This is a genomic window from Marinicella rhabdoformis, from assembly GCF_009671245.1.
GTDB lineage: Bacteria > Pseudomonadota > Gammaproteobacteria > Xanthomonadales > Marinicellaceae > Marinicella > Marinicella rhabdoformis.
Genome location: NZ_VTFS01000003.1, coordinates 582,394 through 595,914, shown reverse-complemented (window position 1 = coordinate 595,914; position 13,521 = coordinate 582,394). Strand labels below are relative to the sequence as shown.

The window sequence follows — 13,521 nt, the reverse complement described above, 5'->3', positions numbered from 1 at the left end:
GAGGATTACAAATGAAAGACACTGCACAGCATTACGGCGGTATTTCACGCTTTAATCATTGGATAGGCGCTTTGGTGGTGATAGCCATGTTGGCCGTTGGGTTGTATTTTGGTGGTTTGCCTCGGGGTGATGAAAAATCATTCTTACGTGGCATGCATGTCAGTTTTGGCGGACTGTTGTTTTTATTTCTTATTTTTCGTGTGTTTTGGCGTGTGTTCAGTAAATCACCTGATCCTGTTGAACAGCCTACGCCACTTAAGTTAATTACCAAAGTGGTGCATTGGGTATTGTTGCTTTGTGTTTTGATTATGGCAGTTTCAGGCCCATGGATCGTTTGGACAACGGGAAATGGCATCAATGTTTTCGACATCTTTACCATCCCTTCACCGATTGAAAGGATGCAGGAGCTGCACAGTAATTTAGAAGTTGTTCATGAATACACAGCTCAAGTTTTACTTTATACCTTGATTTTACATGTGCTTGCTGGGTTGAAACACCAGTTTATTGATAAGGATAATTTGCTCAGTCGCATGGTTAAAAAGCTTAGGTAACTGTATTTGATTGTCAAGTTCGATTTTGTCACGCATGTGACGCCCTATATTGTGAATCTGAGATATGACTAAAAAATACATAAGGTTAAATGCCTTTCTCACTTTTTGAGAAAGGCGGTGCTTAAACTCAAACCTCAATATTTAATGAGGTAAGGTTATGAGCACAGTATTCAGTAAGATTCCTAGCGATCCAAATTCCACCATCTTATTTCAGTATCAAGGCGTATTTGATGATGTGCCTGTGTGTTATAGAACGTGGCGAATTGATGACATCCAAGGCGATAGCATCATTTTTCAACACAAAGATTTATTTGGTCAAGAAGACCGGCAAATCATTAAAAAAATACAAGCATCTCATTTGGTCGATAAAAGTAAAACCATTGCCATCAGTCGCAACCACCCTGATTTTGTTTTTGTGAATTTTAATTTTTCGGTGGTTTAAGACGTGTATTAATTCATGATTATGATTGGCTGGCTGGGTCATCTTAATAGGGGTCAGTGACTTGGCTGGCTACAGATTTTCATGAGTTAAGTGTGTCTACGTTACCACTTCTTTTTGCTTCGCAAAAAACCGTAATAACTTCGACTTGTCTAATGAGTTGGCTTCTGAGTCGTTGCACTCCCCACCTGCCAACATATTCTCGCTTCCCTTCTTGGCCTACATGGATGTAGGTCGTCCGCGATAGCTTGGATCGGTAGCGGCTTACTTCGTAAAAACCGCAATGTCCTCATATGTTTTAATGAGTGTCTTCTGATTCGCAAGCTCACCAACCAGACACATGTTTTGTATTCTCGCTTCCCTTCTTGGCCTACAAGGATGTAGGTCCTCAGCGGAGGCAGGATGCCGGCAGCAGAGGTGCCCAAGGATGTAGGTCCTCAGCGGAGGCAGGATGCCGGCAGCAGAGGTGCCCAAGGATGTAGGTTCGTCATTCCATGCTGTCATTGCCGCGAAGGCGGTAATCTCGTTTGCTATGCAAACAATACGAAGCGTTCAACATTGTTTTTTAGATTCCTGCACTCACGGTTAACGGTACTTCAGTGGCGCTTCTTGAACAAGTTCAAACCGCATCACTTTCATTGCCTAACCTAAAGCTCGACTGGAATGACGTTACTTTGTGGTTTTTATTTCGTCAATATCACCTTGTTATTTTTGGTTAGTCGCAGGTAGTAATTCTCGTTGTTGTGTTTTAACAGCACGGTTTGTGTGTCTTTGAATAGCGATTTGCTGTTCAGTCCTAAAGTGACCCTGTTTCTATTAACAGGAGTTTGCAAGGTTCGGCTGCTTGCGGTTTTGTTTTTAAGTGTGATTGTTTGTCTCATGATGCAAATGATAATGATTCGCAAATAGAATGTCAAACAAATTTATAAACTATTTAAGTCGATATACTCTAAATGGTTAAGTATCAGCATAAAAGCTGAAATACTGAATAAAAAAAGTAAGAAAAAGCGTAATGGTTTCCACTGTTTTCTTTTAACCAAAACATGATCTCCAATGAAAGCGATTAAAAGACATAGGTTAGATAAAACACTGTAAAGCAACCAATTTGGGGTGCGTGTGTGCCAGAATAGAGTAGAGTGATACATCACTAACATGAGCAGCAGAATGATAAGTAGATTAATCAAATTCGACAGAAAGTTTGATTGTTTTGGTGCTTTTTTAATGATCATTTATTGAGTTGTGTTGTCTTTTTTATGAGTAACAGTCTGACTTTAAGGTAACAATATATCAAATATATGCTTAAGAAAATCAAGCCGATTAACCCAAGTCTGCAATGGGTGAACGCCATGTCATAAATAGCGGTTATGAACAAACCCACTTCTTGCCGATGGTCATTTCATGACAGTGAGTGCAATTGATGTTCATGCCTTGATTTTAGTCTAATTAACTTTATTTTGAACCAAAAAAAAGGCTGGTCTCAATGCGAGCCAGCCTTTTTTCTATTATTGAAGCAAAGTTTATTTGCTGTAGTGCTTTAATATGTATTCATTCAATAACCTGATGCCGTATCCAGTTGAGCCAGGTGAGCCATTGTGTGCTTGGTTTTTGCCGCCCCATGCCACACCTGCGATGTCGAAGTGGACCCATTTTGTTTCTTCCCTGACAAATGTACCAATGAAGGCTGCTCCGGCGCTGGCACCAGGTGCATCTGGGCCTGAATTCATCACGTCAGCGACTTCGTTTTCAATTGCTTTAAAATGATTGTCGTTCAAAGGTAAATGCCAAACTTCATCACCTGAAGCTTTACCCGCTGCTACAAAACCATCAACCAAGTCATCATGACGAGTGAATAGACCGCTGTAGTCTTTACCCAAAGCGCGCCCAACAGATCCGGTCAGGGTGGCCAAATCAATCAATAAAGCCGGATCATAAGTGACATCACCGTAGTAGACGCCATCGGCCAAAACCAAGCGACCTTCGGCATCAGTTGAACGTATTTGAATGGTTTTGCCTGACATGGATGTGACCACATCACCAGGACGCTGCGCATTGGCATCAGGCATGTTTTCAGCCAATGCTGCGATAGCTACAATATTAATTTCGGCATTTTGGCCCGCCAAAGCATATAAGGTGCCGACTGCAGAAGCTGCACCTGACATGTCAAATTTCATGTTCCACATGTTGCTTGGGTTTTTCAAACTGATGCCGCCAGTATCAAAAGTGATGCCCTTACCGACAATAACCACAGGGGCGTCGCCTTTCTTGCCGCCCATATATTCAACAACCATCATGCGAGGTTGACGGGCAGAGCCTTTGCCGACGCCATAAATCGCGCCCATGCCTTTTTTCTGCATGTCTTTTTCATCAAACGTTTTGATCTTGACATTTTTCATGCCTTTAAGGTGGTCAGTCCAAACATCAACAAAACTTTGTGGGTAGATGATGTTGGCCGGTTCATTGCTCATGTTTCTGGTGTGATAAATCGCATTCGCTACGGGGTTCCAGTTGTTGTCGAATGATTTTTGTGCCGCCGTCGCTTGGGCTGCATAAAGTGTGATCTCTGCTTGGGTTTTGATTCTTTTATTTGAAGTATAATACTTATCAAAGTAATAGCTGCCTAGTTTTGTGCCGTAGGCCAAGTTTGCCAATGCGTCTGTGTTGTCTGTGTCGAATGCAAAAATGGCAGGAGTCTTGAAGGTGTCAACGGCTTTCTGAATTGCGTGACCGCCGATGTTTTGCCAGTCAAGTGCTGAATTCTTTGTCCCTTCTTGATTCGGCTTTTGGCCCAAACCGACCAAAAGGATTTGATCCAAGTCTGAATCTTTGGGTGCAACGATTAATTGGGTGCTGTCTATTTTTGCTGTAAATGCAGCCGCTTTGATGGCATGACTGATGTCGCCATTTTGGTCTAGCTTTTGGCCGATTGGGCCGAATTCACCGCCTTCATACACACCCAATACCAAGTTGCCTTCAGTTGGCATCTGGTCGGTGAACGTGATGGTGGTTGTTTTGGCCAGTGATATGGTGCTGAATAACAGCATGCTGATCATCAATAATTTTTTCATGGTGCTTGTCCTCTCTTGTGGATCTTGATAGTCAATAAAACGGGGCATAGGGTAGCAGAATTTGACGTGTTTTGCTCTAGGTCAATTGTCATGGTGTGAACTGTGATGATATATAAGTATTGGCTTCATGGCTTATTGACAGGGGTGGTATAGTTTAAGCATGACAAAGTCAATTTTAAACATCGGTATTCTGGCGCATGTGGATGCGGGAAAAACCACCGTAACTGAACAAATGCTGTTCACTGCAGGGGCATTGAGAAATGCAGGCAGTGTGGATAAAGGCACGTCTGCCACTGACCATTTGGCTGTGGAGCGTGAACGAGGTATTTCTGTTCGACTGGCCACTGCCAGCTTTGATTGGAAAGATGGCATGAGTCATGCCTTTCAAGTGAATGTCATCGACACACCAGGACATGTAGACTTCAGTTCAGAGGTTGAGCGTTCATTATTGGCATTGGATGCGGCTGTTTTGGTTTTGAGTGCAGTTGAAGGTGTGCAGGGACAAACCTTAACTTTTTTTCAAGCTTTGAGAGCTATGCAGATTCCGACCTTGGTGTTCATAAATAAAATTGATCGCATGGGTGCAGATGTTATGTCGGTTATTGAAGAGCTGGAAAAGGAATTTGGTGTTGAGTGTTTTACTTTACAGTCATCAGAAGGTGTCGGTGATGCAGCTGTGAGCTTGAAAAGGACATGGTCTGATGAGTCCATGCCTGAAGCACAGATTGAACAAATCGTTGAACATGATGATGAATTGTTGGAGCGGTTTTTAGAAGGTGAAGCATCGACATTCGATGAATTGGATTCGGTGTTGAAGTCAGCTGCCCATCAAGGTGATTTGGTGCCGGTTTTATTGGGTGCGGGTAAATTGGGTTTGGGTATTGAGCCGTTGATGGATGCCATGGTTCGGTATTTGCCAGTTGAGGGTGAAGCTGAAAAGAATGAACTGTCGGCAGTGGTGTTTAAAATTGAACACGACAATACCTTAGGGCGCATGGCTTATATCCGCGTCTTTTCAGGCCAAATAAAACCCAGAGCCATATTAAAGACTGAACGCGATGGTGAGACGATTGAACAAAAGGTCAGCCAAATAAAGCAAGTGGTGCAAGGCAAGTACCAAGCTGTGGATGTGATTAAAACGGGTGATATAGCTGTGGTCAGCGGCTTAACTGATGCTCAAGTGGGCGACCACCTTTTTGATGAAAACCAAAGTGATGCTTCTGGTGATGTGTCCCATATTGCGTCAATGGTACCGAAAGTGGCGCGTTTTTCAGCGCCTTTGTTAACGGTGCAAGTGAAAGCAGATTCTGATGCCGAATTTCCGCAATTGGCACAAGCCTTGCAACAATTGTCGGCAGAAGACCCGATGTTGGATTTAGAATGGCTGAGTGACATCAGGGAATTGCACATCAAAATCACCGGCAAAATTCAGATAGAAATACTGCAAGCACAATTACTCGATCGCTATGGCCTGAAAGCGACTTTCGAAGACCCAACCATCATTTACAAAGAAACGCCGATGAAAACCGCTTTGGGTTATGAGCGTTACTGGATGCCCAAACCTTGTTGGGCGATTTTAGAATTGGAACTCAAGCCTGGAAAGTTAGGCAGTGGCGTGGTCTTTGTGTCGCAGGTTTCTCACAATGACGTGGCAGCCAAATACCAAAAAGAAATCGAAGCCACCTTGCCCCAAGCTTTAAAGCAAGGTATCAAAGGTTGGCAAGTCACCGACCTGAAAATAACCTTGGTGGCAGGAGAAGACCACAACGTCCACAGCCGATCTGGCGATTTCGCCATCGCAACACCGATGGCCATCATGAATGGCTTGGTGCTTTCAGACACACAGTTATTAGAACCGATATTGGCGGTCAAGATTTCAGCACCCTTAGATTTGTTGGGCACCATCAGCAGCGACATCACCAAAATGCGCGGTGTGTTCGACAGCCCAGAAATTGAAGGTGAGCGTTTTACCTTGACCGCACAAGTGCCAGCAGCCACCTCAATAGATTACCCCGTACAGCTGGCTTCAAAAAGCGGCGGTAAAGCCAAATTCTCCAGCCGCCTGTTAAACTACCAGCCCTGTGAATTATCCCAAGGTCAAACCCGAGATTACCGAGGTGTCAGTCCGTTGGATCGTGACAAGTGGATTTTGCAGGCACGTGGGGCTTTGTGAGTGGTATTGGGTGTCAAAATTCAATTGATTTACCAGTGCTTTAGAGTCTAAGAAATGCTTGATAAATTGAACTGTCTTTGTGCAATAAACATTTATACTTTGAGTCGAATCACACACGCGCTCAAACAAAATCATAATAGCAAAGAATATAGCTCTATTTCTTTTCTATTTCTATTATGTTTGTTGCAGGTGCATTTGGATGCTTTGTCACTCTTGAAATTGATGAAGCAATTTATTAAGCATATAAAATATACAGAAATAACATGAAAATAATTATTACATTAACTTTTTTACTCAGTTCTTTTTTGGCGCTTGCATGCCCTGATGAGGAAATTCAATTTGTTGGCGGGTCTGTTTCTGATGGGTTTATTTCCTCAGGATTTTCAGCGAGTAGATTGTCAGGCAACGCATCAGTGAATTCAGGTTGTATCGAGCTAGGTAAAATTGTAGTATCTGCATCATATCCAGGTTTTGGATGGAGCTGGATTGGCGGGTTTAGTTGGGCGTATTTAGGGTTTGGTGTGTAGTGGTACAGTTGTTCCTTCAGCCGAAAAATTGAATAACGGTATGCGTAAAGAAAATCTGGATAAGTTAGAGGCAATTTTGAGCGCGACAAAAATTACTTCTTCAGTTATGACTGGTCTGTCTGTAGTGGTCAAATAATTTTGCTAGAGCATATTACAATACTGCGTATCAAGATATTAACCGGTTTTTGACGGTAGGTATGCATATAGATGGAGGACCAACAGCCATTATTACAAATTGGGCACGAGCAAACATAAATTGGGGACAGTATTTGAGTAACTGGAATACTCTGGCCCCTCGTATTGTAGATAACAATGGGAATGAGACAAATAATCCTCAAGCCCCTAATATGGTAAATGGTGGACTAGAACATATATTTGCGACTCATCTAATGATGTTGGGTCTAGGAAGTGGTGAGACCAGTGATACTACAGCGGAATCTGCAGCTGAAAGTTTTCTGGGAGCTGGTCCTGAACCAAATACACCATGCTAATATGAGGCTTAGAAAGGAGCCTGTGTTGACCCACAGGCTTCTTATATTCTTAAAAGATTCTATACTATCAGAAAGTTAAAATGATGATGAAAAAACTAACGGTTATAATAATTGCTTTTATAATTGGACTAATTTTTTATTTAAATCTTAATCCAAAACGTAATGATATTTTGCCTAAAATAACTGAATTAAAAGAGCCAATTAAAAGAAAAAAAGATACCCCTCACCTTGTTGCTAAAAAACCAGTGAATTATGAGTCAGAGCCAGTAGCTTCGAAGTATGTTGATTTTAACCAGTACCTGTCCACAAGGCCAGAGTTTGATTTGCTTCTTGGCGAAAATGATCCGTTGCAAGTTTTTATTAATAGTTCTGACGTTACTGAAGAAAGTTCCTTTAAATTTATAGATAAAATATTGGAGGATGTTGAAGGTGAGCAATTATCCGTACGCCAACTTTTCCTAAGATGCAATAAATTAAAAGATGAGCCGAAAAAATACTCAGAAGGTGAGAGTTTAATGTATCCAAATGACGTGTTGATTCACTCCATCTACAAAAAAGGGCTGTGTCATATGGTTGGTAGTAACAAAGACCCTTTTTATATGTATTTAGAATTGGCAAGAAAAGGTGATATGCTCTCTCAATTGCTATTAATTGATGATCTAGGGTTTGCTATTAAGTCTGGCGCTATAAATCTTAAATTGTATCCAATGGATTATGAGGAACTGAGGCAAGAAGCTAAACAATATTTAGAAAATCTTTCTGCTAATGGGGTGAAAAAGGCATCAGATAGATTGGTTTATCTATACAAAGATCAACGATTTTTTCCCGAGGACAAGGTGAAACAGTATTTTTATGCTTATTTAGCGGAAAAGCAAAATGGTTTTGAATACATGGTTGAACCGTGGAATTCAAGTGAGCATTATTATGAAGTGTTATCAGATGAAGAGAAGCTAAGGGCTGATCGAATGGTTCGGAGCATTAAATAGCAGTGAATTGGTAAAAATGTCACGGTTTAATCTTTATGCGATTGGCACAGGTACAATTTCGCTTCTCTTGTGGTTCACAGAATTTGGAGCTGATGCACCTCGGTCTGGGAAAATTGCTTCGGCAGTTTTGATGTTTATGGGGATGTGTTTGTTTTCACACCATTTCAGTTCAGAAATCAGTCGTCGAAACCCTTATGCTGATGATTTTTTGAAAGCGTTCTCTTGTTTTGGATTGACTGTCATTCTGGTTGTTTTGCTTTTTTAAGTGTTTACAATTTCATGTTGAGATTCTTCGGTTCAGGTTTTCGATACTAAGAAGACATACAGTCATGAATCTGATTTTGCTTTACAGGCTTTGTTTTGAGCTGAAACCGCTCAGAATGACAGTATCTTTGTTGTATGTTCTGGTTGCGTGATGCCAGCGGGCCGCTGGCGTTCCGTTAGTAGGAGTGATATCCCAAAACATGGAGCGCCGGCGGCTCGCCGGCATAATGCCTTCGTCTGTGTTTAGATCGTTGCGCGATATTAGATTATCAAATGAAATTCCCGCCTTCTCGGTGCTGACGAAAGCTGCATAATAAAAATATAGGTAATATATTGCGCAATATGTTTTCAGCCTGTAATATATGTTGAAATAAAAACAGAAGCTGCACATGGCCAATAACTCCCAAAATCAACTAGATGAAACATTTGTCGGTAAATCTGCCGCGGATTTGGGGCAGTTGATTGCGGAACAAATAAAACCGATATACCAAATGATTGGTGTGGTGGTGCCGGTGAAGTCTTGTTCCATTATCCATGCTTTGTCGGGCGTCGATTCGGCGACGTTGACAGATTTGGCGAAGCAACTACAACAATCCCATCAATTGATTAAACAAAAAATACCCAAGCTTTTGGCTTTGGAACTGATAGTGGTGAAGCAAGATGATGCCGATAAAAGAAGGATGCTTTATTCATTAACTGAATTGGGTAAACAGCAGGCACAACTGCTTCGTGATCATTCCATGCAGGCGGTTTATAACAGCCTGTCAGAAGAAATCAATGCCGATATTTTTCAAGTGTTGAACCAGGCCATTACCAGTTTAAAGGACAAGGATTTATTCAGTCGCTTTCAAGAACAGCAGATAAGCTTAGCAGAGAAATAAAACTCGCTTCGCTCGAGATTATCCGGTCACCAAAAGTAGGGCCTCTTGGGCAACCGGAAAATGACGGTAGGGCGGGTTTTAAAATGCTTTAAAGATAAATATTGACGAGAACAAAATGAAAAGCACAAACAACAGAACCATCAAAGCGCCTACCGGCACAACATTGAATGCCAAGTCTTGGTTAACAGAAGCGCCTTTGCGCATGTTGATGAATAACTTGGACCCTGAAGTGGCTGAACGTCCTGAGGATTTGGTTGTGTATGGTGGCATAGGTAAGGCGGCGCGAAATTGGGACTGCTATGATGCCATCGTCGATTCATTGAAAAAACTGAATGACGACGAAACTTTGTTGGTGCAATCGGGTAAACCGGTCGGTGTGTTTCGTACCCATGAAGACGCACCACGTGTACTGATTGCCAATTCAAATTTGGTGCCGAATTGGGCTAATTGGGATCATTTCAATGAGTTGGATAAAAAAGGCCTGATGATGTATGGCCAAATGACGGCGGGCTCTTGGATCTATATCGGTTCGCAAGGTATTGTCCAAGGTACTTATGAAACCTTTGTTGAAGCGGGGCGTCAGCACTTTAATGGTGATGTCAAAGGCAAGTGGATTTTAACCGGTGGTCTCGGTGGCATGGGCGGCGCACAACCTTTGGCAGCGACCATGGCGGGATATTCCATGATTGCTGTTGAGTGTGACGAGACGCGCATCGATTTCCGCATGAAAACAGGTTATGTTGATAAAAAAGCGCGCTCCATCGAAGAAGCGATGGTGATGTTGCAAGATGCGCAAGACAAGGGTGAAGCGATTTCGATTGGCTTACTCGGCAATGCCGCTGATGTGTTTCCAGACATGTATGCCCAAGGTATCAGGCCCGATCTGGTCACTGACCAAACTTCAGCCCATGATCCAACCAATGGCTATTTGCCGCAAGGTTGGACCGTTGAACAATGGCGTAAAGCTTCAAAAGACGAGCCGAAAAAAGTGGCTAAGGCAGCACGTGCTTCTATGGCTGTACAAGTTGAAGCTATGTTGGATTTTTATAATGAAGGCATTCCGACTGTCGATTACGGTAACAACATCCGTCAAGAAGCATTCAATGTCGGCGTAGATAATGCTTTTGACTTCCACGGATTTGTTCCGGCTTATGTCAGACCCTTGTTCTGTCGTGGCGTCGGTCCATTCCGTTGGGCGGCTTTGTCAGGTGATCCCGAGGACATTTACAAAACAGATGCCAAGGTCAAAGAATTGATCCCAGATGACCCGCATTTACACAATTGGTTGGATATGGCACGTGAGCGGATTCAGTTTCAAGGCTTGCCAGCTAGAATCTGTTGGGTCGGTTTAGGTCTTCGGCATAAACTCGGTTTGGCATTCAATGAAATGGTTAAGTCAGGCGAACTGAAAGCACCTGTGGTGATTGGACGTGACCATTTAGACTCAGGTTCAGTGGCTTCACCCAACCGTGAGACCGAAAGCATGAAAGACGGTTCTGATGCGGTTTCAGATTGGCCGTTGCTCAATGCCATGTTAAATGTCGCTGGTGGCGCGACTTGGGTGTCTTTACACCACGGCGGCGGTGTAGGCATGGGCTATTCACAACACTCAGGTGTGGTGATTTGTTGCGATGGCACAGATGCTGCGGCAAAGAGAATTGAACGTGTGTTGTGGAATGATCCCGCCACTGGCGTGATGCGCCATGCCGATGCGGGTTATGAAATTGCGCAAAACTGCGCCAAAGAGCAGGGCCTTAATTTGCCCATGTTAGAGAAATAGTATATGAGTTACGTGATTACAGACGCAGGTTTCACCCTGTGCGATTTAAGAAATATTTGGCAAACACCTGTCGAGCTGACGATTGATAACCACATGTTACAAGGCGTGATTCAGTCTCGTCAGACGATTGAACAAATTGCTGATTCGGGCGAGACGGTTTACGGCGTGAATACAGGTTTTGGTTTGTTGGCTAAGGTTAAAATTCCTCGAGAGGAGTTGGATACTTTACAGCGCAATTTAGTCATATCACATGCCACGGGCATTGGTAAACCGATTGATACAGACACCACACGTTTGATCATGGCATTGAAAGCCATGAGTTTGTCTCAAGGTTTTTCTGGTATTCATCCGAATACCTTACAGTTGCTGCTGGACATGATCAGTCACGAAATTTATCCACTGATTCCAGAAAAAGGTTCGGTGGGTGCTTCGGGTGATTTGTCACCTTTGGCGCATTTGACGGCGGCCATGATTGGTTTGGGTGAAGTGAATTTCAAAGGTGAGGTTATGCCTGCCATGGATGCTTTGAAACAAGCCAAGTTGAAACCAATTGTATTAGGGCCTAAAGAAGGTTTGGCCTTACTCAATGGTACACAGGTGTCTTGTGGTTTGGCACTGAAAGGATTGTTTTTGGCAGAGAATTGTTTTAATGCGGCCTTGTTATCAGGTGCTTTGTCTATCGATGCCGCCAAAGGTTCTTTGGCACCTTTTGATGAGCGCATTCACATGGCACGTGGTCAAAAAGGACAGATTACTGTGGCCAAAGCCATCAGAACTTTACTTAAAGACAGTGAAATTGTGGTTTCGCATGAAGACTGTGACCGCGTTCAAGATCCATATTGCTTGCGTTGTCAGCCGCAGGTGATGGGTGCTGTATTGGATTCTTTACACTATGTTGCAGAAAAGTTACTGATTGAAGCGAATGCTGCCACTGACAACCCTTTGGTTTTTGCTCATGAAGGTGAAGTGTTGTCTGGCGGTAATTTCCACGCAGAGCCTGTGGCCTTTGTGGCGGACTTTTTGGGCATCACATTGACTGATATGGCGAACATGTCTGAGCGTCGCATCGCGATGTTGATTGATCCTGTATTGAGTCGATTGCCGGCATTTTTGGTACCTGATTCGGGTGTTAATTCTGGCTTTATGATTGCCCATGTGACAGCGGCGGCCTTGGCTTCTGAGAATAAGACTCTGGCGCATCCGGCTTCGGTTGACACCATTCCGACTTCAGCCAATCAAGAAGACCATGTTTCAATGGCCACTTTTGCTGGACGTAAGTTGACTGATTTGTCTGAAAATTCGGCAGTGGTGATTGGTATTGAAATGATGGCGGCTTGTCAAAGCATCGATTTTCACGAAGATTTGAACACCTCTAAGAAACTGTATTCGGTGTATCAAAAAGTGCGTGAAGACGTGCCGTTTTTGGACAAAGACCGTTTACTCTCTCCTGATATAGTACACATGCAAAACTTGGTGTTATCAGGTGAGTTGAATCAATTTGTTGAGCCCCTTTGCCCCTCATTGGCATGAGCCCAAACATGAGCGACATTTTTGATTTAACAACATCTGATTCACCTTTGGTCATCAGCGTGCCACATGATGGTGCGCTGATTCCTGAAACCATTCAAAAAAACATGCATGGGTATGCTTTAGACACGCCCGATCGTGATACGGGTATATCGTCAGTGTTTGAATTTGAAAATTTAAAATACAGCAAGATCAAAGCCAACTACTCGCGTTATGTGGTTGATTTGAATCGTCCTGCAGCAGGTGGTGCTTTGTATGCGGGGCAAAATGAAACAACTGTTTGTCCGACGACTTTATTTGATGAACGACCTATATATTTGTCAGGCCATGAACCCAGTGCTGAAGAAGTGGCTCACAGGGTTGAAACATATTGGCGCCCTTATCATGTTCGGTTACAGGCCTTGATTGATAAAGCCAAAGCAAAATTTGGTTTTTGTTTATTAATTGACGCACACAGCATAGATGCCGTGGTGCCACGATTCTTTGAGGGTCGTTTGTCGGACATCAGTGTGGGTACTTATGATGGCAAAAGTTGCTCGGACAGCATACAAAACACATTAATTCATCACTTATCAAGACAAAGCAATTATAGCTATGTCATCAATGACCGTTTCAAGGGCGGTTACATCACCCGCCAATATGGACAGCCTCAAGACGGTATTCATGCGGTTCAACTGGAACATGCCAAAAGTGTTTATGGTGACAATAAGCGTCATGAATTAACGGCATTTTGGCTTAATGGCTTGAATAAGCTATTAGAAATGTTTGAAATCAAATGAGTTGCCCTTGTCATTCATTCGAACCCAGTCACAAAAACAACAATAAACTGGTTTCTGA

Annotated in this window: 11 protein-coding genes; 9 read left to right on the top strand and 2 right to left on the bottom strand. The window is 43.0% G+C overall.

Annotated features, from left to right (window positions below; all coding sequences use genetic code 11):
- The first annotated feature begins 11 nt into the window (after positions 1–11).
- Both FET73_RS10515 and FET73_RS10510 read left to right on the top strand, forming a co-directional pair.
- Complete coding sequence (locus tag FET73_RS10515) at positions 12–551, top strand: cytochrome b (RefSeq protein ID WP_154223891.1); 540 nt, start codon at positions 12–14, stop codon at positions 549–551.
- A 157-nt stretch (positions 552–708) separates the two neighbouring features.
- Positions 709–993: a hypothetical protein gene (locus FET73_RS10510; RefSeq protein ID WP_154223890.1), complete on the top strand. Its 285-nt coding sequence runs from the start codon at positions 709–711 to the stop codon at positions 991–993.
- Positions 994–1,673: 680 nt separating this feature from the next.
- Here the strand turns inward: FET73_RS10510 and hemP are convergent.
- On the bottom strand, positions 1,674–1,871 hold the full coding sequence (gene hemP / locus FET73_RS15565) for a hemin uptake protein HemP (protein WP_154223889.1): 198 nt from the start codon (positions 1,869–1,871) through the stop codon (positions 1,674–1,676).
- Positions 1,872–2,507: 636 nt separating this feature from the next.
- Complete coding sequence (locus FET73_RS10500; protein ID WP_179952227.1) at positions 2,508–4,055, bottom strand: leucyl aminopeptidase; 1,548 nt, start codon at positions 4,053–4,055, stop codon at positions 2,508–2,510.
- 160 nt (positions 4,056–4,215) lie between these two features.
- Between FET73_RS10500 and FET73_RS10495 the strand changes: the two genes are divergently transcribed.
- From FET73_RS10495 to FET73_RS10465, 7 genes are all read left to right on the top strand, one after another.
- The gene (locus FET73_RS10495) at positions 4,216–6,228 is read left to right on the top strand and encodes a GTP-binding protein (protein WP_154223887.1); all 2,013 of its coding nucleotides are present in this window, start codon (positions 4,216–4,218) and stop codon (positions 6,226–6,228) included.
- A gap of 263 nt (positions 6,229–6,491) precedes the next feature.
- The gene (locus FET73_RS10490) at positions 6,492–6,755 is read left to right on the top strand and encodes a hypothetical protein (protein WP_154223886.1); all 264 of its coding nucleotides are present in this window, start codon (positions 6,492–6,494) and stop codon (positions 6,753–6,755) included.
- 577 nt (positions 6,756–7,332) lie between these two features.
- Positions 7,333–8,232, top strand: a complete 900-nt coding sequence (locus FET73_RS10485; RefSeq protein WP_154223885.1) for a hypothetical protein — start codon at positions 7,333–7,335, stop codon at positions 8,230–8,232.
- A gap of 653 nt (positions 8,233–8,885) precedes the next feature.
- Positions 8,886–9,377: a helix-turn-helix domain-containing protein gene (locus FET73_RS10480; RefSeq protein WP_154223884.1), complete on the top strand. Its 492-nt coding sequence runs from the start codon at positions 8,886–8,888 to the stop codon at positions 9,375–9,377.
- Positions 9,378–9,492: 115 nt separating this feature from the next.
- Positions 9,493–11,157 (top strand): urocanate hydratase, encoded by a 1,665-nt coding sequence (gene hutU, locus FET73_RS10475; RefSeq protein ID WP_154223883.1) that lies wholly within the window; start codon positions 9,493–9,495, stop codon positions 11,155–11,157.
- A 3-nt stretch (positions 11,158–11,160) separates the two neighbouring features.
- A complete protein-coding gene (gene hutH, locus FET73_RS10470; protein WP_154223882.1) occupies positions 11,161–12,687 on the top strand; it encodes a histidine ammonia-lyase in 1,527 nt (508 codons plus the stop codon).
- A gap of 8 nt (positions 12,688–12,695) precedes the next feature.
- The gene (locus tag FET73_RS10465) at positions 12,696–13,463 is read left to right on the top strand and encodes an N-formylglutamate amidohydrolase (protein ID WP_179952226.1); all 768 of its coding nucleotides are present in this window, start codon (positions 12,696–12,698) and stop codon (positions 13,461–13,463) included.
- The last annotated feature ends 58 nt before the right edge of the window (positions 13,464–13,521 follow it).